We start from the raw sequence: 24,005 nt of genomic DNA on the forward strand, positions 1-24,005 counted from the left end.
GGCCACCCGTCCTAATCTGGACGGGTGGCCGATCCGCAGAGTTACCGTCCCGCACCGGGCACCATCCCCACGCAGCCCGGCGTGTACAAGTTCCGGGACAAGCACGGCCGCGTCATCTACGTGGGCAAGGCGAAGTCCCTGCGCAGCCGCCTCAACTCGTACTTCGCCGATGTCCACGGACTGCATCCGCGCACGTACCAGATGGTCACCACCGCGGCGTCCGTCGAGTGGACCGTGGTCGGCACCGAGGTCGAGGCGCTGCAGCTCGAGTACAATTGGATCAAGGAGTTCGATCCGCAGTTCAACGTCCGCTACCGGGACGACAAGACCTACCCGATGCTGGCGGTCACGCTCAATGAGGAGTACCCGCGGCTGTACGTCTACCGCGGGCCCCGCCGCAAGGGCGTGCGCTACTTCGGCCCCTACAGCCACGCCTGGGCCATCCGCGAGACGCTCGACCTGCTGCTACGCGTCTTCCCCGCCCGCACCTGCTCCGCGGGGGTCTTCAAACGGCACAACCAGATGGGCCGCCCGTGCCTGCTCGGGTACATCGACAAGTGTTCCGCGCCCTGTGTCGGCCGGGTGACCGCGGCGGAGCACCGGCAGATCGTCGAGGACTTCTGCGATTTCCTCGCCGGCAAGACCGACAATCTCATCAAGCAGCTCGAGAACGACATGCTCGGCGCCAGCGAGGACCTCGACTTCGAGCGCGCGGCACGCCTGCGCGACGACGTCGCGGCGCTGCGCAAGGCCGTCGAGAAGCAGGCCGTGGTGCTCGGCGACGGCACCGACGCCGACGTCATCGCCTTCTCCGCCGACGAGCTCGAGGCGGCGGTGCAGATCTTCCACGTCCGCGGCGGGCGCGTCCGCGGCCAGCGCGGCTGGGTGGTCGAGAAGCCGGGCGACGCGGAGCAGAACGAGAACGCCGAGCTGCTGGAACAGTTCGTCACGCAGTTCTACGGCGAAGAGGTCGAGCGCGCCAAACAGTCGGGCGACAGTGCCGCCAACCCCGTGCCGCGCGAGGTCCTCGTCCCGGTGCTGCCGGACGACGCGGACGAGCTGCAGGACTGGCTCACCGGGCTGCGCGGCGCACGGGTCTCGCTGCGCATCCCGCAGCGCGGCGACAAGCGCACGCTCATGGAGACGGTGGAGCGCAACGCCGTCGAGGCGCTGCACCAGCACAAGCTCAAGCGCTCCGGCGATCTCACGGCGCGCTCGGCGGCGCTGCAGGGGCTGCAGGACGCGCTGGACCTCGACGAGGCGCCGCTGCGCATCGAGTGCGTCGACATCAGTCACATCCAGGGCTCCGACGTGGTGGCCTCGCTCGTGGTCTTCGAGGACGGCTTGGCGAAGAAGTCCGACTACCGGCACTACGGGATCAAGGAGGCCGCGGGCGACGGCCACAGTGACGACGTCGCCTCGATCGCCGAGGTCACTCGTCGCCGCTTCCTGCGCCACCGCGCCGACGCCCGCCAGGCCGAGGCGGCGGAGAGCGCCGACGGCAGCGAGGTTCCCGACGACAACGGGGGAGACCTCGCCCCGGAGGCGGCGCTCGACCCGCAGACGGGGCGTCCGCGGCGGTTCGCGTACCCGCCCAACCTCTTCGTGGTCGACGGTGGCGCGCCGCAGGCCGCCGCCGCGCAGGAGGTCCTCGACGAGCTGGGCGTGACCGACGTGGCCGTGGTCGGCCTCGCCAAGCGGCTCGAGGAGGTGTGGGTGCCGGGCGATGAGGACCCGGTGATCCTGCCGCGCAGCTCGGACGCGCTGTTCCTGCTCCAGCGCGTGCGCGACGAGGCGCACCGGTTCGCGATCTCGTTCCACCGCAGCAAGCGGTCGAAGCGGATGACCGCGAGCGCGCTCGACGCGATCCCGGGTCTCGGCGACACCCGCAAGACCGCGCTGCTCCAGCACTTCGGCTCGGTCACCAAACTCCGCGAGGCCAGCCTCGAGGAGATCGTGGAGGTGCCCGGGATCGGGCTCACCACCGCCAGAACGGTGCTCGACGGCCTGCGTACCGACGGCGCGTGAACGCGGCCGACGTGGTGGCGCAGGTCGCGCCCGTCCTCGTCTTCCTGCTGGCGATCACCGTGGTCGCCGAGATCGCGCAGCTGGCGGGCGTCTTCGACGCGCTCGGCGTGCTCGCCGCCCGCCTCGGCCGGGGCCGCGTCCCGCTGATGTGGCTGTGCGTGGTCGCCGCCGCGNGCGCGGCGACGATCGTGCTCAGCCTCGACACGACGGCGGTGCTGCTGACGCCCGTCGTGCTGGCCGCGGCGGCGCGACTCGGGCTGGCGCCGGTGCCCTTCGCGATGACCACGGTCTGGCTCGCCAACACCGCCTCGCTGCTGCTTCCGGTCTCGAACCTCACCAACCTGCTCGCGGTCTACCACCTCGAGGGCGGCGTGCGGGCGTACCTCGCGCTCTCGTGGCGCCCCGCGATCGCCGCGATCGCGGTGACCGTCGCCGTGCTGTGGCTGCTGCACCGCCACGACCTGCGCGGCCGGTACCCGGTCCCCGAGTTCGAGGCGCCCGCCGACCGGGTCCTGTTCGGCGTGGCGGCGGTCGTCTGCCTCGCACTCGGGCCGGCCTTCGCCCTCGGGGTGCCGCCCGCCGCGGCGTCCACGGTGGCCGCGCTCGTCCTCGTCGGCGCGGTCGTCGTCCGCGCGCCGCAGCGGCTCCGCGAGATCGTCGTGCCGTGGCGGATGGTGCTGATCCTGGCGGCGGTCTTCGCCGGGGTGCAGGTGCTGCTCGCGGTCGGGCTCGAGGGCGTCCTGCGCGAGGTCGCAGGGGAGGGGACGGCACCGTCGGACCTGCTGCGGGTCGCGGGCGCGGGGGCGCTCGCCGCGAACGGCGTGAACAACCTGCCCGCGTACCTGGCCCTCGAACCCGTCGCCGTCGGCGAGCCGATGCGTCTCATGGCCTTGCTCGTCGGCGTCGGCGTGGCCCCGATCGTCACCCTGTGGGCCTCGCTGGCGACGCTGCTCTGGCGGGAGCGCTGCGCCCGCGTGGGCGTGCGGATCTCCGCCCGGCGGTTCGCCGCCCACGGCCTGCTGCTCGCGGTGCCCGCGACGATCGTCGCGGTTCTGGTTCTCTGACGCGTCAGGTATGTCTGCTCGTCCGCGGAGGTGGCGGGCTTAGTGTAGCGTCGCCTTACTCTCGCCCGTCGTGAGTGATTTCGTTGCTCAAGAAAAGGATTCGACGATGTCGTTGCGCAAGCGCTCCACCCTGGCCGCCGCACTGGTGGCGGTGGCCTCCCTCACGATCACGGCCTGCGGGTCGAGCGACGACGGTGCGGCACCGTCGAGCCCGGGCTCCGCGGGCGGCGACCTGACGCTCTACAACGCCCAGCACGACACCCTCGCCAAGGAGTGGGTGGAGAAGTTCACGGCGGAGACCGGCATCAAGGTCACGATCCGGCAGGGCAAGGATTCCGAACTGGCGCAGCAGATCATCGCCGAGGGCGATCGCTCGCCCGCCGACGTCTTCCTCACCGAGAACTCGCCCGCGATGACCCAGGTGGAGAACAAGGGCCTGTTCGCCGACGTCGATCCCGCGACCCTCGCGCAGGTGGGGAACGGCCTCAAGCCGTCCACCGGCAAGTGGACGGGCATCGCCGCGCGCTCCACGGTGCTGGTCTACGACAAGCGCAAGGTGACGCCCGAGCAGCTGCCGAAGTCGATGGCGGACCTCGCCGCGCCGGAGTGGAAGGACCGGTGGAGCGCCTCGCCGTCGGGCGCGGACTTCCAGGCCATCGTCTCCGCCTACCTGCAGCTCAAGGGCGAGCAGGCCACGAAGGACTGGCTCACGGCGATGAAGGCGGGCGCCAAGGCGTACAAGGGCAACGGCGCCGCGATGAAGGCCGTCAACGCCGGCGAGGTCGACACCGCGCTGATCTACCACTACTACTTCTACGGTGACCAGGCCAAGACCGGCGAGAACTCCGGCAACGTGGGCACCCACTACTTCAAGAACCAGGACCCGGGCGCCTTCGTCTCGATCTCCGGCGGCGGCGTGCTGAAGTCGTCGAAGAAGCAGGCGCAGGCGCAGCAGCTCCTGAAGTTCATCACCTCGAAGGCGGGCCAGGAGGTGCTCGAGAAGGGCACGTCCTTCGAGTACCCGGTGGCCTCCGACGTTCCGGCCAACCCGAAGCTCGTTCCGATGGCGGACCTGCAGGCGCCGACCGTCGACCCGGCCAAGCTCAACGGTCCGCAGGTCGTGACCCTGATGACCGAGGCGGGCCTGCTCTGAGGCTGCTCACCCTCGCGGNCGCNGNCANCGCGGCGGTCGCGGCGGTGCCGCTGGGCTTCGTCGTCTACACGACGGTCGACACCGGCTGGGCGGAGTCCGTCCGCCTCGTCTTCCGGCCCCGCGTCGCCGAGCTCCTCATCAACACCGTGCTGCTCACGGTGATCGCGGTGCCGCTGAGCGTGATCGTCGGCGTCGGCGGCGCCTGGCTGGTCGAGCGGACCGAGCTGTGGGGCCGCCGCGCGTGGTCGCTGCTCCTGGCCGCGCCGCTGGCGATCCCCGCGTTCGTCGGCAGCTACGGCTGGGTCTCCGCGATCCCGTCGCTCGGCGGCCTGTGGTCGGGCGTGCTCATCGCCGTGCTGTTCTACTACCCCCTCGTCTACATCCCGGTCGCGGCGGCACTGAGCCGCCTCGATCCCGCGCTGGAGGAGTCCGCGGCCGCGCTCGGTCTCGGCCGCTGGGCCGTCTTCGTCCGCGTCGTGCTCCCGCAGCTCCGGCTCGCCGCGCTCGGCGGCGCCGTGCTGGTGGCGCTGCACCTGCTGGCCGAGTACGGGGCGTTCGCGATGATCCGGTTCGACACCTTCACCACCGCGATCATGGTGCAGTACCAGTCGACCTTCAACGGCGCCGCCGGGTCGATGCTCGCCGGGGTGTTGGCGCTGCTGTGCCTGCTGCTGCTCGTCGCCGAGGTGGCCGCCCGGGGCCGTGCCCGGTACGCGCGCGTCGGCTCGGGTGCCGTCGCCGCGCCGGAGCGGATCCCGTTGGGCCGCTACCAGGCCGGGGCGCAGCTCGCCCTCCTGGCGCTCGGGGGCGCGGCGCTCGGGCTCCCGTTGTGGTTCGTCGTGCGGTGGACCGTCCGCGGCGCCGCGCAGACGGTGCCCGCCGATCTGCTCGAGGCGCTCGGCACGTCGCTCGGCTACGGCGCGGTGACCTCCGTGCTCACCGTCGCCGCCGCCTTCCCGCTCGCCTACCTCGCCGTGCGCCGGCCGACCGGGGTCACCCGGACGCTCGAGGCGTCGACCTACGTGAGCAGCGCGATGCCGGGAATCGTGATCGGCCTGGCGCTGGTGACCGTCTCGATCCGCGCGCTGCCCGACCTGTATCAGAGCGCGACGGTGCTCGTCCTCGCGTACGTGCTGCTGTTCCTGCCCCGGGCCGCGGTGGGCCTGCGGGCCGGGCTGGCGCAGGCGCCGATCTCGCTGGAGGAGGCGGCCCGCGCGCTCGGGGCGCCGCCCCCGGTCGCGTTCGCGCGCATCACCCTCCGGCTCACCGCGCCGGCCTCGGCCGCCGGCGCGGCGCTCGTCTTCCTCGCGGTCACGAACGAGCTGACCGCCACGCTCATCCTCGCGCCCAACGGAACCCGCACCCTCGCGACGGAGTTCTGGGCCAAGAGCAGCGAGATCGACTACGCAGGCGCGGCGCCCTACGCGCTCGCGATGGTGCTGCTCTCGCTGCCGACCACCTACCTGCTGTTCCGCCAGTCCCGGCGGGCCGCCGGACGTACCACCCGGACGAGAGGAGCCGCATGAGCACCGAACTGGTCCTGCGCGGGCTCACCAAGCGCTACGGCACCGACACCGTCCTGCGGGACGTCGATCTGACGGTGCCCGCCGGCTCGATCACCGCCGTCGTCGGGCCGTCCGGATCGGGCAAGACCACCCTGCTGCGGCTCGTCGCGGGGTTCGCACGCCCGGACGCCGGCTCCGTCCACCTCGGGGGCGACGAGCTCGCCTCCGGTGCCGCGTGGGTGGCCGCACACCGCCGCGGCGTCGGCTACGTGGCGCAGGACGGCGCGCTCTTCCCGCACCTCTCGGTCGCCCGCAACATCGCCTTCGGGATGGGGCCCTCGCTGCCGGTGCGCCGTCGCGCCGCGGCCGGACGGGTCGCGGCGCTGCTGGAGACGGTGTCGCTGGATCCGACGCTGGCGCAGCGCTATCCGCACGAGCTCTCCGGCGGCCAGCAGCAGCGTGTCGCGCTCGCGCGGGCGCTCGCCGGCAGCCCGCGGATCATGCTCCTGGACGAGTCCTTCTCGGCCCTGGACGCGGGCCTGCGCGTCGCGACCCGCGCCGCCGTCGCCGAGGTCCTCGGCGCTGCGGACATCACCACCGTGCTCGTGACCCACGACCAGGCGGAGGCCCTGTCGTTCGCCGATCAGGTGGCGGTGCTGCGCGGCGGTGTGCTGGAGCAGGTCGGCCCGCCGGCGGGGGTCTACGCGCGGCCGGCGTCCGAATCGGTCGCCCGCTTCCTCGGCGACGTCGTCGTTCTCGACGGTGCGCGCGACGGTGCCGCCGCCGAGACGGTGCTGGGGCGGATCCCCGTCGCCGGGGCCGACGGTGCCGCCGCGTCCGGCCCGGTGCCGCTGTTGCTGCGCCCCGAGCAGATCCGGATCGCGGGGGAGGGCGTGCCCGCCACCGTCGTCCGGGTCGAGTTCTTCGGCCCGGACGCCACCGTCGGCCTGCGTCTCGCCGGCGGGACGAGCATCGAGATCCGGCATCCCAGCACCGAGCTGCCCGCGCCGGGCGAGGACGTGCGGCTGCAGGTGGTGGGGGAGGCCGTGATCCTCGGATCGCCCGCCGCTCAGCGGTAGACGAGGAGCGCGACTGACCTCGGATCGAAGGAGTCGGTCCACCGCGGCCCCTCGTAGGAGAAGCCGAGACGATCGAAGAGGGCGCGCTCGGTGATCGACCCGTAGCTGTCCTCCTCGGCATCGAACCCGCGCTCGAACGGTAGTGGCGTCCCCTCGTCGATGAAGAGCTCGCGGTCGGCGCCGCCGAACACGCGTACCGTCTCGTCGTTGCGCCAGAACGCGAAGACCCCCATGGATACGACCGAGTGCAGCACGAACGCATCAACGTCGTGATCCTTCAGAATCGGGTAGCCCCAGTCGGGGACCGCCTCCATGGTCCACTCGATCGACACGTCGTCGTACGCGGCGATGATCAGGTCGCCGTACACTCCGATCGCGACCTCCCCGTCTCGTGAGTAGACGTCGCTGACGAGGTCGCCCGTGCGGTGCGAGCGACGTCGCCGTCCCCACGAACGCTTGCCGAGGATCTCCGTCGCCAGCGCGTCCGACGCCGCGACGTCGAGCGGCGGCAGATCCCGCAGCCGCGCCGCCGGATCGGACGTGGACGCCACGATGAAATTGCACTTCATTCCCATGGCGCCGACGCTACGGGTGCGGCCCTGCCCGCGGCTTGGCGCGGACCAGCACGGTTCCCGGTGCGGATCAGCTGCCGCCGAGCACGACCCCCTCGCGCCGCGGATCGACGCCGCCGGCGTAGACGTCACCCTGCTTGACGATCGCCGACAGCCCCGACACCTGCGGTGCCAGGTTGAGCGTGTGTCCGAGCGCGCGCAGTTGCTCGACGACCTTGCGGCCCTCCTCCGTGTTCAGCGTCGGATGGGCGCTGTCCACGTTGGTCTTCGCCGAGTTCGCCGCGCCGAAGTTGGCGAGGCCGACGGCCTGCTGCGGGTTCAGCTTCCAGTCGGTCAGGCCGATGATCGTCTTGATCACGTACTGGATGATGACCGCGCCGCCGGGGGACCCCAGCGCGCCGATCGCGTCGCCCCGGGCGCCGTCGGCGCCGCGGCCGAAGAGGATCGTCGGCGACATCGAGCTGCGCGGCCGCTTGTTCGGCTGCACCCGGTTCGCCACCGGTAGGCCGGCGGAATCGGCCGGCTCCGCGGAGAAGTCGGTGAGCTGGTTGTTCAGCAGGAAGCCGTCCACCATGTGGTACGAACCGAAGGCCGACTCGATCGTGGTGGTCATCGACGCGACGTTGCCCGCCTTGTCGAGCACCGTGATGTGACTGGTGCCGTGCTCGGGCGTCGTCGTCACGCCCGGTGTGGCGGTGGCGAACTCGCCGGGCTTCGCGGTCCCCATGGTCTTGGTCCGGTCGATCAGCTTCGCGCGGCCCTCCAGGTACGCGGGGTCCACCAGCGCGGCCGGGGAACCGCCGGGCAGCGGGATGAAGTCGGGGTCGGCGATGTACTTGTCCCGGTCCGCGTAGGCGAGGCGCTCCGCCTCGGAGATCAGATGGATGGCCTCCGCGGTCGGGACGCCCCCGTCGGGGCCGGGATCGCCTCCGTGCACAGCGTCGGGCCCGAGCTTCGACAGATCGAAGGAGTTCAGGATGCCCAGCGCCTGCGCGACGGTGATACCGCCGGACGAGGGCGCCGGCATCCCGCACAGCTCGCGATCGCGGTACGGCGTGCACACGGCCTCGCGTGTCTTCACTGCGTACTGTGCGAGATCCTGCACGGTCATCGTGCCCGCGGTGCGGCCGCCGGTGGTGTCCCGCACGGACGCGACGATCGCCTCGGCGATCGGGCCGGTGTAGAAGGCCTTGGCGCCCTCGGAGGCGATGGCGCCCAGGGTCTTCGCGTAGGCGGGGTTGGTCAGCTTGACGCCCGCCTTCTTCGGCGCACCGTCGGGCTCGAGGAAGTACGCCTTGAGATCCGCGTCGCTTTCGAAGTTCTTCGCCTCGTCGGCGATGGCACCGGCCAGGCGCGGGCTGATCTCGAAGCCGTCGTCGGCGATCTTCACCGCGGGGTCGAAGAGCTCGCGCCAGGTCTTGCTGCCGTGCTCGCCGTGAACGGCCTCGAGGAGGCGGAGTGCGCCGGGCACGCCGATCGCCCGCCCCGACGAGCGGGCGTCGGGCTTGGGGGCCGTCTGATCCGTGGGGGAGACCCACCGCAGGTAGTTCTCGTCGGCGCTCGCGGGCGCCGTCTCGCGACCGTCGTACGCCTGCACCTTCTTCGACTTCGCGTCGTAGTAGAGCAGGAAGGCACCGCCGGCGATACCGGAGGACTGCGGCTCGACGAGGCCGAGCACCGTCTGCGCGGCGACGAGCGCGTCGGCCGCGCTGCCGCCCTGCTCGAGCACCTCGCACGCCGCCTTCGTGGCGAGCGGATTGGCGGTGGCGACGCCGTAGTCCTTGGTGTGCGTCACGGGAAGCCCGGACCGGTAGCCGGACGCCCCCTCCGGATTGGTGCTGATGTCCTTCGGGCCGCTGGGGTCGGCGGCGGCCGACGGCCGGTACATGGTCCCGGTCGGGCTGGTCGCGTCGCACCCGCCCGCCGCGATCGTCACCGACGACGGTCCGCCGGACGGCCCGCCGTCCGATCCCGAGGTGCCGCACGCGGTGAGCGCGAGGGGAATGACGAATGCGGCCGCGGCCGCCGACCTGAGACGGAGCATGACGTCCTCCACGAGAATCGGATCATCGAAACCTAACACCGGCCCGTGAGCCGCGCGAAGGGTTCGCGCCAGGTCAGCGGTACGAGGCGTCGGGCACCGTCGGCGGGCAGACCCCGCCCGGAGATGCGACGAGCTCGAAGTGCCACCACTCGTTGTCGAAGGTGCGGCACAGGCCCCATCGATTCCCGTTCGCCTGCAGCCACGTCGCGCCCTGCCACGGCCCGACGTCGATCGCCTCGCCGCTGACGTGGGTCGACTCGGCGGGCGGGAGCACCCAGCGCCGGGCCGCCGCGGGCGAGCCGTACCGGGCGAGGCCGTCCGACCAGAGCCACTGCTGCTGGTCCCAGGAGCGCTTGCCGGAGGTGATGCTGATTACCGTGCCGTTCGCCGCGGCCGCCCGGTACGCCGCCGAGTAGGCCTCCGCGAGGGTGGGATCGAGGCCCGCGGTGCCGGGCACCGACTCCGCCGACGCCGCCGGAGCCACCAGCGCGGACGCCGCCGTGGCGAGGACGACGGCGGTCAGGGCGGCGGTGCGGTGAACGGACACCGTGACGACTCTAGGCGGTCGGCGTTCCCCGGTGCACGGCCCAGCGAGACCACCGCGCGAACCGCGCGCGATGGCTAGGCTGAAACGGTACCGACGAGCCAGGAGGAGGGTCCGTGCGCCCGACCGGGAATCCGGACGACCGAGCCGAGGAGCGGACCGTCGGCGAACACCGCAGTGACGGCCCCATGGACGTGCTCCTGGTGACGGGCCTGTCCGGCGCCGGCCGCGGCACGGCCGCCAAGGTGCTCGAGGATCTCGGCTGGTACGTCGCCGACAACCTGCCTCCCGCCCTGATCAGCAACATGGTGGACATCTCGCTGGCCGACGAGTCGCGGATCCACCGCCTGTGCATCGTGACCGACGTGCGCAGCCGCACCTTCACCGGAGACTTCGCGAACATCCGACGGGAGTTGGCCGAGAAGGACATCGAGCCGCGCGTCCTGTTCCTCGACGCCTCGGACGAGACCCTGATCCGCCGGTTCGAGCAGGTGCGCCGCAAGCACCCGCTGCAGGGCAGCGGCACGCTCGCCGAGGGCATCGCCGCGGAGCGCCGCATCCTGCAGCCCATCCGGTCCACCGCGGACCTGGTGCTCGACACCTCCGCCCTCTCGGTCGCCCGCCTGCGCGAGACGATCGAGAGCTCCTTCCGCACGCTCCGGTCCGGGACGATCACCGTGACAGTCGAGTCCTTCGGCTTCAAGAACGGCATCCTCCTGGACGCCGACATGGTGGTCGACGTGCGCTTCCTCCCCAACCCGTTCTGGGTACCCGAGCTGCGCCCGCTCAACGGCCTCACCGACGAGGTCTCCGGGTACGTGCTGGGGCAGCCCGGCGCCTCCGACTTCCTCGACACCTATGCGGAGCTGCTGGACCCGTTGCTCGCGGGGTACCGGCGCGAGGGCAAGACCTACCTCACCGTGGGCATCGGCTGTACCGGTGGCAAGCACCGCAGCGTCGCCATGACCGAGGAGCTGGTCCGCCGGCTCGCCGGCCGGCCGGGCATCGAAGTCCGTGCCGCGCACCGGGACCTGGGGCTCGAATGACGGCGCTGAAGCTCGCCTCCCTCGGCGGGGGCCACGGACTGTTCGCGACCCTGCGCGCGGGCCGCGCCCTCGGCGCGGAGATCACCGCGATCGTCACCGTCGCCGACGACGGCGGGTCCTCGGGCCGGTTGCGGAGCGAGCTCGGCATCATCCCGCCCGGCGACCTGCGGATGGCGCTGGCGGCGCTCATGCCGGACGACGACCGCGGCGAGTTCTGGGCGGGGATCCTGCAGCACCGCTTCGGCGGCGGCGGGGCCATGGCAGGGCATCCCGTCGGGAACCTGCTCCTGGCCGGGCTCTGCGAAGTGCTCGGCGACCCCGTCGACGCCCTCGACGCGATCGCCGACCGGTTCGGCGTCCAGGGCCGCGTCGTGCCGATGGTGCCGGGGCCGTTGCGGATCGAGGCCGACGTGACCGGGCTCGAGGACGACCCGCGTCTGTCGCGCGTCATCCGCGGGCAGGTCGCCGTGGCCGTGACGCCGGGGCAGGTGCGCCGGGTCCGGTTGCTGCCCCCGCACCCGGAGGCGTGCGTCGATGCCGTGGAGGCCATCATGGCCGCCGACGTGGTCACGCTCGGCCCCGGATCGTGGTTCAGCTCCGTCATCCCGCACGTGCTCGTGCCCGAGCAGCTGGACGCGCTGCGACGCACGACCGCCCGGCGGGTGCTGATCCTCAACCTGGCTCCCGAGCCCGAGGAGACCGGGGGCTATTCGCCCGAGCGGCACCTGCACGTGCTCGCCGCCCACGCCGACGGTCTGCGCTTCGACGACGTGCTCGTCGACGCCCGGACGGTGCCGCCGGGGACCGAGCGCGAGCACCTCATCCGCGCCACCGCGCTCCTGGGTGCGACGCCCCACTTCGTGGACGTCGGCGTGCCCGGGACCCACCAGCACGACCCCGAGGCACTGGCAGCCGCGATCGCGAAAGTGGCCTACAGTGAACTCTCGGACCGCGAATAGGCAACCTTTTCCTTTCCATCCGAATGTAGTCGACGTTTTCCCAGGAGGAGCCCGCTGTGGCGCTGACATCCCAGGTCAAGGACGAGCTGAGCCGGCTCTCCATCACCCAGGTCAGCGCGCGCCGCGCCGAGGTCGCCTCGCTGCTGCGCTTCGCGGGCGGCCTGCACATCCAGGGCGGCCGGGTGATCGTCGAGGCCGAGGTGGACACGGGGATCACCGCGCGCAGGCTCCGCAAGGAGATCCTCGACCTGTACGGCTACAACTCGGACGTGCACGTGCTCAGCGCGGGCGGCCTGCGCAAGGCGGCCCGGTACATCGTCCGCGTGGTCAAGGACGGCGAGGCGCTCGCCCGGCAGACGGGCCTGCTCGACATGCGCGGCCGGCCGGTCGTCGGCCTGCCCTCGCAGATCGTCGGTGGCTCGGTGCACGACGCCGAGGCCGCATGGCGCGGCGCCTTCCTCGCGCACGGCTCGCTCACCGAGCCCGGCCGGTCCAGTGCGCTCGAGGTCTCGTGCCCGGGCCCGGAGGTCGCGCTCGCCCTCGTCGGCTGCGCCCGCCGCCTCGGCGTGACGGCGAAGGCGCGCGAGGTGCGCGGCGCCGACCGCGTGGTCGTCCGCGACGGCGAGGCCATCGGCGCGCTGCTCACCCGCATGGGCGCCAACGACACCCGCCTGGTCTGGGAGGAGCGGCGCATGCGGCGCGAGGTCCGCGCGACCGCGAACCGTCTGGCGAACTTCGACGATGCCAACCTCCGCCGCTCCGCCCGGGCCGCCGTCGCGGCCGCCGCGCGCGTCGAGCGGGCGCTCGAGATCCTGGGCTCCGACGTTCCCGATCACCTGGCGCAGGCCGGCTCGCTGCGCGTGCAGCACCGTCAGGCCTCCCTCGAGGAACTCGGGCAGCTCGCCGACCCGCCCATGACCAAGGACGCGGTCGCCGGACGGATCCGTCGACTGCTGTCGATGGCGGACAAGCGCGCGGCCACCGACGGCGTGCCGGACACCGAATCCGCGGTCACCGCGGACATGCTCGACGAGGGCTGACCGGCTCCCCACCGCGGCGCGAAAGTCGAGCGAACGGGCACGATCGGCGCCAACCGCAGAACTGGTAATAACCAAGCGGGCGGGGTGTTCCGGGGCTACCGTTGGCGGGCAGGTATTCCTGACCCGAAGGAGCACTACAGTGACGGTTCGCGTAGGCATCAACGGATTCGGCCGGATCGGCCGCAACTTCTTCCGGGCGGTCGCCGCCCAGCAGGCACTGGGTACCACCGACGTCGAGATCGTGGCGGTCAACGACCTGACCGACAACGCGATGTTGGCCCATCTCCTCAAGTTCGACTCGATCCTCGGTCGCCTCGATGCGGACGTGGNCGCCGACGGCGACTCCATCCGCGTCGGCGACCAGGTCATCAAGGCCCTCGAGGTCCGCGAGGGGCCGGCGGCGCTGCCCTGGGGCGATCTCGGCGTCGACGTGGTCGTCGAGTCGACGGGCATCTTCACGGCGCGCGACAAGGCCCAGGGGCACCTGGNCNCCGGCGCCGACCTCACCGTGGTGATGGGCGTCAACGACGACAAGTACGACGGCAGCCAGCACATCATCTCCAACGCCTCGTGCACCACGAACTGCCTCGGTCCGCTCGCGAAGGTGGTCAACGACGAGTTCGGCATCGTCAAGGGCCTGATGACGACCGTCCACGCGTACACGCAGGACCAGAACCTGCAGGACGGCCCGCACAAGGACCCGCGCCGCGCCCGGGCCGCCGCGATCAACGTGGTGCCCACCTCGACCGGTGCGGCGAAGGCCATCGGCCTCGTGCTGCCCGAGCTGGAGGGCAAGTTGGACGGCTACGCGCTGCGGGTGCCGATCCCCACCGGTTCCGTCACGGACCTCACCGTACAGCTCGCGAAGAAGGCGACGGTCGAGGAGATCAACGCCGCGATGAAGGCCGCTGCGGAGGGGAAGCTCCAGGGCATCCTCAAGTACTACGACGCCCCGATCGTCTCCTCCGACATCGTCACCGACCCGCACAGCTCGCTCTTCGACGCGGGTCTGACCAAGGTGATCGACGATCAGGCTAAGGTCGTGTCCTGGTATGACAACGAATGGGGCTACAGCAACCGCCTCGTCGACGTGACTGATCTGGTAGGTAAATCGCTCTGATGACCGTTTCCACTCTTTCCGACCTGCTGTCCGAGGGCGTCGAAGGACGCACCGTGCTGGTCCGCAGCGACCTGAACGTGCCGCTCGACGATGCCGGCGTGATCACCGACGCCGGTCGCATCGTCGCCTCGGTGCCCACGCTGAAGGCGCTCGCCGAGGCCGGCGCGAAGGTGATCGTCACCGCGCACCTCGGCCGCCCGAAGGGCGCACCCGACCCGAAGTTCTCCCTCGCGCCCGTCGCGGCGGAGCTGGCGGAGCGCCTGGGCCGCAACGTCCAGCTCGCGGGCGACGTCGTGGGCCAGGACGCCCTGGCGCGCGCCGAGGGACTCACCGACGGTGACGTGCTGCTCCTGGAGAACGTGCGCTTCGATCCGCGCGAGACCAGCAAGGACGACGCCGAGCGCGAGGCGCTCGCCCGCGACCTCGCCGAGCTCGTCGACGTCTCCTCGCACGCCGGCGAGGGCGCCTTCGTCTCCGACGGCTTCGGCGTCGTGCATCGCAAGCAGGCCTCCGTCTTCGACGTCGCGAAGCTGCTCCCGGCCTACGCCGGCGGCCTCGTCGACGCGGAGGTGCGGGTCCTCGCGCAGCTCACCGAGAACCCGTCGCGGCCGTACGCCGTGGTGCTCGGCGGCTCGAAGGTCTCCGACAAACTGGGCGTCATCCGGGCGCTGGCGCCCAAGGTCGACACCCTGGTGATCGGTGGCGGCATGGCCTTCACCTTCCTCGCCGCGCAGGGCTTCTCCGTGGGCACCTCGCTGCTGCAGGAGGATCAGATCGAGACCTGCAAGCAGCTGCTCGAGGAGTTCGGCGACGTGCTGCACCTGCCGGTCGACGTCGTGGTCGCCGATGCCTTCGCCGCCGATGCGGCCGCGAAGACCGTCGCCGCCGACGCGATCGAGGACGGTTGGATGGGCCTCGACATCGGCCCGGAGTCCGCGCAGCGCTTCGGTGCCGTGCTCACCCAGGCCAAGACGGTCTTCTGGAACGGACCCATGGGCGTCTTCGAGTTCCCGGCCTTCGCGGCGGGCACGAAGGCCGTCGCCGAGTCGGTCATCAAGGCCACCGGCAACGGCGCCTTCACCGTGGTGGGCGGCGGCGACTCGGCCGCGGCCGTGCGCACGCTGGGCCTCGACGAGGACGGCTTCAGCCACATCTCCACCGGCGGCGGTGCCTCGCTGGAGTACCTCGAGGGCAAGGAGCTCCCGGGGCTGAAGGTGCTCGAAAGGGGTGACGCATGAGCCGCAAGCCGCTCATCGCCGGCAACTGGAAGATGAACCTCAACCACCTCGAGGCGATCGCGGTGGTCCAGAAGCTCGCCTTCGCGCTGCCGGACAAGTACTTCGGCCACGTCGACGTCGCGGTCCTGCCGCCGTTCACGGACCTGCGCTCGGTGCAGACGGCCGTCGATGGTGACGACCTGAAGATCACCTACGGCGCGCAGGACCTCTCGCCGCACGACTCCGGCGCCTACACCGGCGACATCTCCGGCGCCTTCCTCGCCAAGCTCGGCTGCACCTACGTGGTCGTCGGGCACAGCGAGCGCCGCACGATCCACGGCGAGACGGACGAGATCGTGCTCGCCAAGACCAAGGCGGCGCTGCGGCACGGCCTGACCCCGATCGTGTGCATCGGCGAGGGCCTCGAGGTGCGCGAGCAGGGCGGTCACGTCGCGCATTGCGTCGACCAGCTGCGCGGCTCGCTCGCCGGCCTGTCCGCCGACGAGCTGTCGAAGATCGTCATCGCCTACGAGCCCGTGTGGGCGATCGGCACCGGCAAGGTGGCGACCCCGCAGGACGCGCAGGAGGTGTGCGCCGCGGTGCGCGCCGCCGTCGCCGAGCTCGGCGGCGCCGAGGTCGCCGCGGGGATCCGCGTGCTCTACGGCGGCTCGGTGTCCAGCAAGAACGTGGGCGAGCTCGTCGCGCAGCCCGACGTGGACGGCGGTCTCGTGGGCGGGGCGTCGCTCAAGCCCGACGAGTTCGCCGCGCTCAGCGCCATCGCCGCCGGCGGGCCGCTGTAGCCGACGGCGTCACTCGACGCGCCGCACGCCCTGATCGACCGACGCCGACCGGAAGGTACACTGGATCCTCGTGGAAACATTGCAGCTGGTGCTGAAGATCGCCATCCTCGTGCTGAGCCTGCTGCTGGTGGTGCTCGTCCTGCTCCACCGCGGTAAGGGCGGCGGCCTGTCGTCGCTGTTCGGTGGCGGCGTGCAGTCGTCGCTCTCGGGCTCGTCGGTGGTGGAGAAGAACCTCGACCGGGTGACGATCTTCGTCGGCATCATCTGGACGGTGTGCATCGTCGGCGTGACGCTGAGCATCAAGCTGACGTCCTAGACGTCGCCCCGAAGACTTCGGCGAGGCGCCTCGAACCCGCAGGGTTCGGGGCGCCTTCGTCGTCGGCGGGTGCCGCCGGGCGGTGTGCCCATATGGGCGCCCGCCTCGAAATCTGAGCAGGCGGTAGGAATACTGCCCAGCATGACCAGTGAGCCAGCGCGCGCCGCCACCGAACCCCTCCGCGACGACATCCGGCTGCTGGGCGGGATCCTCGGCGACACCGTCCGCGAACAGGCCGGACCGCAGATCTTCGACCTCGTCGAACGGGCCCGGCAGGAGTCGTTCGCCGTGCGCCGCTCCGAGCTGGACCGCGGCCAGCTCGCGGCCCTGTTCGCCGACGTCCCCACCGCGGAGGCGATCCCCGTCATCCGGGCCTTCTCGCACTTCGCCCTCCTCGCCAACCTCGCCGAGGACCTGCACCGCGAGCGCCGTCGCGCCATTCACGTGCGCGCGGGCGAGCCGCCGCAGGCCTCGTCGCTGGCCCACACCTACGCCCTGCTGGAGGGCGCCGGGCTCGACGGTGCCGACGTGGCCGCGGCGCTGCGGCACGCGCTCGTCGTGCCCGTCATCACCGCGCACCCGACCGAGACCCGCCGGCGCACCGTCTTCGACACCCAGCACCGGATCACGGAGCTCATGCGCTACCGCGACCGGACCCAGCTGGACGCGCGCGAGGAGGAGCAGGTCCAGGTCGGGCTCCGGCGCCAGATCCTCACGCTCTGGGACACCGCGCTGGTGCGGCTCGAGCGGCTGCGGATCCAGGACGAGATCGAGAACGGCCTGCGCTACTTCGACTCCGCTTTCCTGCAGGTGATGCCCGCCATCAACCGTGAGGCACGGATCCGGCTGCGCGAGCTCTACCCCGGGACCGCTCTGCTGTCCGAACCGATCGTGCGCCCCGGTTCGTGGATCGGCGGCGACCGCGACGGCAACCCGTTCGTCACCGACGACGTGGTGACCATGGCGTCGCGGCGCGCGGCCGCCACCGCGATCGGCCACTACCTGCGTGAGCTGCTGCAGCTGGAGCAGGAGCTCGCGCTCAGTTCGCGTCTCACCACCGTCGCCGACGAACTGTTCGCCCTCGCCGCCTGGGACGACTCGCCCAAGCGCGCCGACGAGCCCTATCGCCGCGCCCTGCGCGGCATCCGCGGACGCCTCACCGCGACGGCCGACGCCCTGCTCGACGAGCAGCTGGACGCACGGATCGACATCGGCGCCGAGCCGTACCGCGCACCATCGGAACTGCTCGCGGACCTGGGCGTGGTGGACGCCTCCCTGCGGGCCGGAGGGGACGGCCTCATCGCCGACGACCGCCTGCAGTCCCTGCGGGAGGCCGTGAACACCTTCGGTTTCCACCTCTCCGGGCTGGACATGAGGCAGAACTCCGATGTGCACGAGGAGACCATCGCCGAGCTCTTCGCCTGGGCCGGCGTGCACCCCGACTACGCCGCGCTCGACGAGGACGCGCGGGTGCGGCTCCTCACCGACGAGCTGCGGCTGCGGCGCCCACTCGTGGGGCCGGGCGCGGAGTTCTCCGAGCAGACCGCCAAGGAACTCGGGGTGTTGCGGGCGGCGGCGCGGGCGGTGGAATCGCTCGGTGCCGGGGCGATCCCGAACTACATCATCTCCATGTGCACGTCGGTCTCGGACCTGCTCGAGGCCGCGGTCCTGCTCAGGGAGGCGGGCCTGCTGCGGCCCGACACCGACGGCGGCGCCGAGTGCCCCGTGAACATCGTCCCGCTCTTCGAGACCATCGAGGACCTGCAGCAGGGGGCCGCGACGATGCGGGCCGCGTTCGCCGTGCCGGTCTACCGTTCGCTCGTCGACGGCAAGGGCGGCCTGCAGGAGATCATGCTGGGCTACAGCGACTCCAACAAGGACGGCGGCTACCTCGCCGCCAACTGGGCGCTGTACCGCGCCGAGCTCGACCTCGTCGCGATGGCGCGCGAGGCCGGGATCACGCTGCGGCTCTTCCACGGCCGCGGCGGCACGGTGGGCCGCGGCGGTGGGCCGAGCTACGACGCGATCCTCGCGCAGCCCCCGGGCGCGGTCCGCGGCTCGCTGCGGCTCACCGAGCAGGGCGAGATCATCGCCGCGAAGTACGCGGAACCCGCACTCGCCGTGCGGAACCTGGAGTCGCTCGTCGCGGCGACGCTGGAGTCCTCGCTGCTCGACGTCGAGGGCCTCGGCGACGACGCGGAGGAGGCCTACGCGGTCCTCGACGAGCTCGCCGCCCTCGCGCGCGAGGCCTACGGCGACCTCGTGCACCGCACCGACGGCTTCGTCGAGTACTTCAAGACCTCCACGCCCGTCGAGGAGATCGGCTCGCTCAACATCGGCTCGCGCCCCAGCTCGCGCAAGCAGACGTCGAAGATCTCCGACCTGCGCGCCATCCCGTGGGTGATGGCGTGGTCGCTCTCCCGTGTCATGCTGCCCGGCTTCTACGGCACGGGAACGGCGTTCGAGACGTGGATCGGGGGAGACCCGGCCCGGCTGGAGCGGCTGCGGGAGCTGTACCGGCGGTGGCCCTTCTTCCGGTCGGTGCTCTCCAACATGGCGCAGGTCCTCGCGAAGTCCGACCTCGGCCTCGCGGCCCGGTACGCGGACCTGGTCCCCGACGCCGCGCTGCGCGAGCGCGTCTTCGGCAAGATCGCCGACGAGCACCGTCGCACCATCGCGATGTACTACGCGATCACCGAGACCGACGATCTGCTCGCCGACAACCACGCCCTCAAGCGGTCCGTGTTCAACCGCTTCCCGTACCTCGAGCCGCTCAACCACCTCCAAGTGGAACTGCTGCGCCGGTACCGCTCCGGCGACGAGGACCCGCTGGTGCAGCGCGGCATCCTCCTCACCATGAACGGCCTGGCGACCGCGCTGCGCAACTCCGGATAGTTTCTCCGCCCCAGGGCGGAGGACGGGGCGCCGCCGCGGCGGTACTGTCGGCGGCATGACTGACGTGGTGGTGCAGGACGAACAGGCGACGGTGCTGACCTTCCTCGCCGATATGCAGGACGGCCGGGCCGAGGAGGCGGTCGCCGCCTTCGACGAGGACGTGGTCTACACGAACGTGGGCCTCGCGACCCTGCGCGGCCGCAACCGCGCGGGCCGGGTGATCCGGCTGCTCGCGCAGCCCGCCCTCGGCTTCGGCGTGGAGGTCACCTCCATCGCGTCCGACGGTGCCGTCGTCCTCACCGAGCGCATCGACGAACTGCGGGTGGGCCCGCTGCGCGTGCGGTTCTGGGTGTGCGGCCGGTTCGACGTCCTGGACGGCCGGATCGTGCTGTGGCGGGACTACTTCGACAACCTCGACATCGCGAAGGGCGTCGTGCGCGGCGTGCTGGCGCTGGCCATCCCCGCCGCGCAGCGGAAGATGACGCCGCTGCAGCGCTGACGGATCACTTGTTGTAGCGCGTGCTGATCTCGGGGCGCAGGGTGTCGGAGACGAACTTCGCGGCGCAGTGGTCCTTGTCGTAGCTCTGCTGCAGGCACCACGCCAACGCCGGCTCGTACGTGTCCCAACTGATGCCCGCGTACACCGGTACCCACGAGTCGCTGCGGTCGAAGACCGGCCACCCACCGCTCTGCAGGAGTCGGACGTTCCCGTGTCGCTGGTCGAATCCCGCGAGTTCGCCGAGGATGTCGGCCTCGAGCCACGTCTTCCCGTCGTCGAACGCGCCGGAGTACTTGGACGCGAGTTGCACCACCCAACGGTTGTTGAGCGTCGCTAGCACGACAGGCCGGTCCGCCGCCGCGCGCGCCTGCAGGGCGGCCAGCGGATTCGGCGCGACGGTCGTCGTCGTGGGCGGCGGCGGCGCGTCGGTGGTGGTGGTCGGCGCGGACGCCGTCGCGGTGACGGTCGCCGTTGCGGTGGCGCCGGCGGTCTGCGCGATCGGGGCGGTCCTGCGGTCCGACAGGGCGACGTACCCCAGCACGGCCGTGGCCCCGATGAGCACCGCGGCGACCACGGCGAGGATGGGAACCGCCCGGCTCTTCGCGGGCGGCGCCTGCGGGGCCGGCGCCATCGGGTACGACGGCGCGGCGGGGTACGACGGTGCCGCCGGGTAGGAGGGCGCGGCGGGGTACGACGGCGCCTGCGGGTACGAGGCCCGCGGCGACGGCTGCGAGATCACCGTGGGGTGGGAGTCCGCCGGCGGATGCGGCTGGGAGACCACGGTGGGGTCGGCCGGCTCGGCGAGCGGCCGGATCAAGGTCTGGTCGTACGCGGGCGAGGGGAGCGGCACGTCGACGCTGTGGCCTGCGAGGGCATCGCGGGCGGCACCCGCCAGCTCGCCGCAACTGCCGAACCGATCCGCTGGATCCTTCGCCATGCCCCGCGCGATCACGGTGTCCATCGCCGGCGGGACCGCCGCCTCGGCGCTCGGCCGGGGAATGGGCGCCGTGAGGTGCTGCTTGAGCATGGCGCCCAGGCTGTCGCCGCGGTAGGGAGCGTTCCCGGTGAGCGCCTCGAACAGGACGCAGGCCAGCGAGTACACGTCGCTCGCGACCGTCGCGGAGTCACCGTCGAAGCGCTCCGGTGCCGCGTAGGCCTGGGAGCCGACGAACAGCCCCGCCGACGTCATCCGGGACTGCGTGTCGGCGACCGCGAGCCCGAAGTCGAGGAGGTAGGGGAACCCGGACTCGGTGAGTTCGATGTTGGCGGGCTTGACGTCCCGGTGCACGAGGCCCTTGGCGTGCGCCGCGTCGAGTGCGCCGGCCACCTGCTCGACGAGCGCGACGGCGCGCTCCGGGGGCAGCGGACCGTCGTTCAGGACTTCCGCGAGATTGCGGCCCTCGACCAACCGCATGTCGATGAACAGCACGCCGTCGATCTCGCCGAAGTCGTGGATCGGGATGACGTGCGGGTCCGCGAGGCGCGCCACCGTCTGCGATTCGCGGGAGAACCGCTCCCGGAACTGCGGGTCCTCCGCCGCCGAGGCGTGCAGCAGCTTGAGCGCGACATCCCGGTCGCGCTGCGCGTCGTGCGCGAGGTACACCTCGCCCATCCCGCCACGACCGAGCAGACGCCCGATCTCGTACGGCCCCAGCGTGCTACCGCTGCGTGTGCCCTCGTTCATGGACGTCCCCTCCCGCTGCGTGCTGCGCTGATCGTAGCGGTCGGCGCCGACATGTTCGGCGGGTCACCAATAGCGCGTCGACCCTTCCGGTCCGGCGATGCTGGAGACGAGCTTGGCGAAGCAGTGATCGCGGTCGAACCCGTTGGTTCGGCACCATTGATTCGCCTGATCCGGGCCGGGGAACGTCGCAGCCGCCACGGAGACCCACCACCCTCGATAGTTGAACACCGACCATTCGTCCGAGTACAGCAGGCGCACGTCCGCGAACCGCAGGCGCAACGCGAGGAACTCGTCGAGGATCGCCTGCTCTTCCCACGTGCGGCCGTCGGCCACCAGACCCACCCTCTTGCTGGATAGTTGCGCCACCCAGCGGTTGTTCAGGCTGCCGAGGATGAAGGACTTGTCGCTGTCCGCCTGGATCCGCAGGGCGCTCAGGCCCGACGTCGGGTTCAGGCCGGACTGCGGTCCGGGTCCCGTCGAACCGATGGGGCCGTTCGATGGTGCCGGGACCTTCGCCCGGCCCGTGCCCCCGTCGGGCTGGACGCAGTCGACCAGGTAGCTGTGCCCGCCCAGGCCGCCGGCGCCGCTGGATCCGTTGCCGCTGCCGGGCGGTGGGAGGGTGTCCGGGGTGCGGAAGAACTGGCCCTGCTTGAACATCAGGTCGACGGTGGTCCCGTTCTTCTGTCCGGTGGAGTCCTCCTCGGGTTTCGGCACGCCGATCGCGTTCAGGGCGAAGTCGAAGGTGCCGCTCGCGATGACACCGGTGGCGTCCGAGACGGTGACCGACGTCCCCGATGCCGTCAGCGCATCGCCCTCCGGGCACGTGGCGGTGATCTTCATCGTGACCACCAGCCCGCCGGACTCCGTGCGGAACTTCTGCGGCGTCAACACCGGCTTGCTCCCGCACCGCGTGTAGTAGGTGTCGTCGGCCGTCGCGCCCGCGGTGCCGGTGCTCGTCCCGGGCGCGCTCGCGGCGCCGCCCGTCGCCTTGTACCCGACGATGCGGTCCTTCCCCACCACGATGAAGGTGTCACCCAGCGCGAGGAGCGCGCCGACCGAGCCGTCCGCGGCGACGGGAGACGGGATCGACCACGCTCGACCCCCGGTCGTGCTGTCGAGTGCGACGAGGTCGGTGCCGCTGGGGTACACCAGGTAACGGCCGTCGGTCAGAGCGGTGGTGCCACCGCTCGAGCCGACGCGCCCGATGCTCCCCGGGGCCGTCCACAGCTTTCGACCGGTCGCCGTGTCAACCCCGATGTACCCGGCGTCGGTCTCCAACACCGTGATCCGCCTACTGACCAAAGGTGCCGCGATCATGCGATTGTTCGTCGACGGGGACACCGACGCCGCCCAGCGGGCAGTGCTCGCGCCGTCGCGCAGGACGCCGTCCACGATGAGGGCCTGCTCGAGTCCGCGCGAGGCCACCGCGGGCACTCCGACCGTGCCGGTGCCGGGGTGGGAGACGGCACCGTCGGGCCGGATGACGGTGACGGGCGCCGTGACGCCGGACCCCGGGTCGGCGGCCACCATGCCTCCGTCCGGGGCGATCCGTGGCAGGGATCCGACGTACGAATGCAGCAGCGTCCCGTCGCGCGCCGACGCGACGTAGACGCCGCCCCCGTGGTTGAAGGCGACGAGTGCGCCGGTGGCGAGAGCGCCGCTGAAGTCCCCGCCGGGACCGTCCGGACCCGCCACCGGCCGCGACCACTCGACGGCGCTCGGGCCGACACGGAAGATCGACTCCGCAGACGTGCGGAAGGCCGCGTCGCCGTTGTAGGCGACCATGCCGAACTGCTTGTCCGTCGCGGACACACCGGCGCTCACCGACCGACCGGCCAGGTCGAGGAGGAAGACTCGGGAATCGTCGGACTGGCTCGTGCGGCAGGCGGTCCGCCCGGCCACGACCTGATCCGCGCAGGTCAGCGATGCGTCAGGTACCCAGGTTCGGCCGTCGGCGTCGATACTGACGACGGTGGCGCGGCCTGCGACCTCGGCGCCGGTGAGCACGAACCGGCCGTCGGTCGCCGCCCCGGCGGAGCCGTACTGGGCGTTGGTGAAGTTCGTGGAGAAGAACGTCGACGCGCCGACGTCGGACGGACGGACGGTCCACGCGGGCGCCGGAGCCGTGGGGAACTCCTTTGTGAGTTGCCCCGGGACGGGACCGGAGTCATCGTCGGAACTCCTGGCCTTCCACCACCAGATCCCGCCGGCCACGAGGACCACCACGCACAGGACGGACACGCCTGCGAGGATCCAGGGGAGGGCGGACCGTCGGGCGGGGACGGGCTGAGGCGGAGGCACCTGGCCGTACCCGTACACCGGCCGCTGCTGTGGGCCGTACGGGAAGGGCTGTCCTCCGGGCGAAGTCATGCGTTCAGCCGATCAAAAAGGCGACGCCCGGACAATCATCCGATCGGATGACAGCCCGGGCGTCGCCGGA

Annotated in this window: 18 protein-coding genes and 4 pseudogenes; 17 read left to right on the top strand and 5 right to left on the bottom strand. The window is 71.7% G+C overall.

The window, feature by feature from the left end:
- The first annotated feature begins 24 nt into the window (after window positions 1-24).
- The 6 genes and pseudogenes from uvrC to ACNAYW_RS10680 all read left to right on the top strand — a co-directional run bounded on the left by uvrC (window position 25) and on the right by ACNAYW_RS10680 (window position 6,829).
- Window positions 25-2,028 carry an excinuclease ABC subunit UvrC gene (gene uvrC, locus ACNAYW_RS10655; RefSeq protein WP_415849668.1) on the top strand — a complete coding sequence of 668 codons (2,004 nt, stop codon included), beginning with the start codon at window positions 25-27 and terminating at the stop codon, window positions 2,026-2,028.
- A gap of 14 nt (window positions 2,029-2,042) precedes the next feature.
- A pseudogene (locus ACNAYW_RS10660) lies at window positions 2,043-2,201 on the top strand (arsenic transporter); the annotation flags it as partial.
- 1 nt (window position 2,202) lies between these two features.
- Window positions 2,203-3,092 (top strand): annotated as a pseudogene (locus tag ACNAYW_RS10665) (SLC13 family permease); the annotation flags it as partial.
- Window positions 3,093-3,198: 106 nt separating this feature from the next.
- A complete protein-coding gene (locus ACNAYW_RS10670) occupies window positions 3,199-4,245 on the top strand; it encodes an iron ABC transporter substrate-binding protein (protein ID WP_415849669.1) in 1,047 nt (348 codons plus the stop codon).
- 28 nt (window positions 4,246-4,273) lie between these two features.
- A partial coding sequence (locus tag ACNAYW_RS10675; protein WP_415849670.1) for an ABC transporter permease occupies window positions 4,274-5,771 on the top strand: 1,498 nt, incomplete at its 5' end.
- The gene (locus tag ACNAYW_RS10680) at window positions 5,768-6,829 is read left to right on the top strand and encodes an ABC transporter ATP-binding protein (RefSeq protein ID WP_415849671.1); all 1,062 of its coding nucleotides are present in this window, start codon (window positions 5,768-5,770) and stop codon (window positions 6,827-6,829) included. The genes ACNAYW_RS10675 and ACNAYW_RS10680, both read left to right, overlap by 4 nt.
- Here ACNAYW_RS10680 and ACNAYW_RS10685 read toward each other — a convergent pair.
- The 3 genes from ACNAYW_RS10685 to ACNAYW_RS10695 form a co-directional block, all read right to left on the bottom strand.
- Window positions 6,820-7,404, bottom strand: a complete 585-nt coding sequence (locus ACNAYW_RS10685) for a DUF6928 family protein (RefSeq protein ID WP_415849672.1) — start codon at window positions 7,402-7,404, stop codon at window positions 6,820-6,822. The two genes, ACNAYW_RS10680 and ACNAYW_RS10685, sit on opposite strands and share 10 nt — an antisense overlap.
- A 67-nt stretch (window positions 7,405-7,471) precedes the next feature.
- On the bottom strand, window positions 7,472-9,445 hold the full coding sequence (ggt, locus tag ACNAYW_RS10690; protein ID WP_415849673.1) for a gamma-glutamyltransferase: 1,974 nt from the start codon (window positions 9,443-9,445) through the stop codon (window positions 7,472-7,474).
- A gap of 73 nt (window positions 9,446-9,518) precedes the next feature.
- Window positions 9,519-9,992 carry a M15 family metallopeptidase gene (locus ACNAYW_RS10695; protein WP_415849674.1) on the bottom strand — a complete coding sequence of 158 codons (474 nt, stop codon included), beginning with the start codon at window positions 9,990-9,992 and terminating at the stop codon, window positions 9,519-9,521.
- A 185-nt stretch (window positions 9,993-10,177) separates the two neighbouring features.
- On the opposite strand from ACNAYW_RS10695, the gene rapZ reads away from it, so the two are divergent.
- The 11 genes and pseudogenes from rapZ (at window position 10,178) to ACNAYW_RS10750 (ending at window position 19,881) form a co-directional block, all read left to right on the top strand.
- A complete protein-coding gene (gene rapZ / locus ACNAYW_RS10700; RefSeq protein WP_415849720.1) occupies window positions 10,178-11,035 on the top strand; it encodes an RNase adapter RapZ in 858 nt (285 codons plus the stop codon).
- A complete protein-coding gene (locus ACNAYW_RS10705; protein ID WP_415849675.1) occupies window positions 11,032-11,994 on the top strand; it encodes a gluconeogenesis factor YvcK family protein in 963 nt (320 codons plus the stop codon). Before rapZ ends, ACNAYW_RS10705 begins: the two co-directional genes overlap by 4 nt.
- Window positions 11,995-12,056: 62 nt before the next feature.
- Entirely contained in the window at window positions 12,057-13,034 is a 978-nt protein-coding gene (gene whiA / locus ACNAYW_RS10710; RefSeq protein WP_175374920.1) for a DNA-binding protein WhiA, read from the top strand.
- Window positions 13,035-13,173: 139 nt separating this feature from the next.
- Window positions 13,174-13,363: glyceraldehyde 3-phosphate dehydrogenase NAD-binding domain-containing protein (locus tag ACNAYW_RS10715; protein ID WP_415849676.1), on the top strand; the 190-nt coding region annotated here is incomplete at its 3' end.
- 1 nt (window position 13,364) lies between these two features.
- A pseudogene (locus ACNAYW_RS10720) lies at window positions 13,365-13,524 on the top strand (glyceraldehyde 3-phosphate dehydrogenase NAD-binding domain-containing protein); the annotation flags it as partial.
- Window position 13,525: 1 nt separating this feature from the next.
- A pseudogene (locus tag ACNAYW_RS10725) lies at window positions 13,526-14,154 on the top strand (type I glyceraldehyde-3-phosphate dehydrogenase); the annotation flags it as partial.
- Complete coding sequence (locus ACNAYW_RS10730) at window positions 14,154-15,392, top strand: phosphoglycerate kinase (RefSeq protein WP_415849677.1); 1,239 nt, start codon at window positions 14,154-14,156, stop codon at window positions 15,390-15,392. The pseudogene ACNAYW_RS10725 and the gene ACNAYW_RS10730, both read left to right, overlap by 1 nt.
- The gene (gene tpiA, locus ACNAYW_RS10735; protein ID WP_415849678.1) at window positions 15,389-16,171 is read left to right on the top strand and encodes a triose-phosphate isomerase; all 783 of its coding nucleotides are present in this window, start codon (window positions 15,389-15,391) and stop codon (window positions 16,169-16,171) included. The genes ACNAYW_RS10730 and tpiA overlap by 4 nt, the downstream gene beginning before the upstream one ends.
- A gap of 79 nt (window positions 16,172-16,250) precedes the next feature.
- The gene (gene secG, locus ACNAYW_RS10740) at window positions 16,251-16,487 is read left to right on the top strand and encodes a preprotein translocase subunit SecG (RefSeq protein ID WP_068520767.1); all 237 of its coding nucleotides are present in this window, start codon (window positions 16,251-16,253) and stop codon (window positions 16,485-16,487) included.
- Window positions 16,488-16,628: 141 nt separating this feature from the next.
- Entirely contained in the window at window positions 16,629-19,382 is a 2,754-nt protein-coding gene (ppc, locus tag ACNAYW_RS10745) for a phosphoenolpyruvate carboxylase (RefSeq protein WP_415849679.1), read from the top strand.
- Window positions 19,383-19,437: 55 nt separating this feature from the next.
- Window positions 19,438-19,881 (top strand): limonene-1,2-epoxide hydrolase family protein, encoded by a 444-nt coding sequence (locus ACNAYW_RS10750; protein ID WP_415849680.1) that lies wholly within the window; start codon window positions 19,438-19,440, stop codon window positions 19,879-19,881.
- 4 nt (window positions 19,882-19,885) lie between these two features.
- On the opposite strand, the gene ACNAYW_RS10755 is transcribed toward ACNAYW_RS10750, so the two are convergent.
- Together ACNAYW_RS10755 and ACNAYW_RS10760 are read right to left on the bottom strand one after the other, a co-directional pair.
- Window positions 19,886-21,565, bottom strand: coding sequence for a serine/threonine-protein kinase (locus ACNAYW_RS10755; protein WP_415849681.1), 1,680 nt, complete (start codon window positions 21,563-21,565; stop codon window positions 19,886-19,888).
- A 63-nt stretch (window positions 21,566-21,628) separates the two neighbouring features.
- Complete coding sequence (locus ACNAYW_RS10760; RefSeq protein WP_415849682.1) at window positions 21,629-23,935, bottom strand: outer membrane protein assembly factor BamB family protein; 2,307 nt, start codon at window positions 23,933-23,935, stop codon at window positions 21,629-21,631.
- Window positions 23,936-24,005: the final 70 nt, after the last annotated feature.

This window comes from Tsukamurella ocularis, from assembly GCF_965138335.1.
Classification (GTDB): Bacteria; Actinomycetota; Actinomycetes; order Mycobacteriales; family Mycobacteriaceae; genus Tsukamurella; species Tsukamurella ocularis_A.

Coding starts and splice junctions, on each gene's coding strand:
- rapZ (WP_415849720.1), top strand. CDS start 10,178: ATGGACGTGCTCCTGGTGACGGGCCTGTCCGGCGCCGGCCGCGGCACG.
- ACNAYW_RS10750 (WP_415849680.1), top strand. CDS start 19,438: ATGACTGACGTGGTGGTGCAGGACGAACAGGCGACGGTGCTGACCTTC.
- ACNAYW_RS10705 (WP_415849675.1), top strand. CDS start 11,032: ATGACGGCGCTGAAGCTCGCCTCCCTCGGCGGGGGCCACGGACTGTTC.
- ACNAYW_RS10730 (WP_415849677.1), top strand. CDS start 14,154: ATGACCGTTTCCACTCTTTCCGACCTGCTGTCCGAGGGCGTCGAAGGA.
- ACNAYW_RS10670 (WP_415849669.1), top strand. CDS start 3,199: ATGTCGTTGCGCAAGCGCTCCACCCTGGCCGCCGCACTGGTGGCGGTG.
- ACNAYW_RS10755 (WP_415849681.1), bottom strand. CDS start 21,565: ATGAACGAGGGCACACGCAGCGGTAGCACGCTGGGGCCGTACGAGATC.
- ACNAYW_RS10685 (WP_415849672.1), bottom strand. CDS start 7,404: ATGGGAATGAAGTGCAATTTCATCGTGGCGTCCACGTCCGATCCGGCG.
- ggt (WP_415849673.1), bottom strand. CDS start 9,445: ATGCTCCGTCTCAGGTCGGCGGCCGCGGCCGCATTCGTCATTCCCCTC.
- ACNAYW_RS10760 (WP_415849682.1), bottom strand. CDS start 23,935: ATGACTTCGCCCGGAGGACAGCCCTTCCCGTACGGCCCACAGCAGCGG.
- ppc (WP_415849679.1), top strand. CDS start 16,629: ATGACCAGTGAGCCAGCGCGCGCCGCCACCGAACCCCTCCGCGACGAC.
- tpiA (WP_415849678.1), top strand. CDS start 15,389: ATGAGCCGCAAGCCGCTCATCGCCGGCAACTGGAAGATGAACCTCAAC.
- ACNAYW_RS10680 (WP_415849671.1), top strand. CDS start 5,768: ATGAGCACCGAACTGGTCCTGCGCGGGCTCACCAAGCGCTACGGCACC.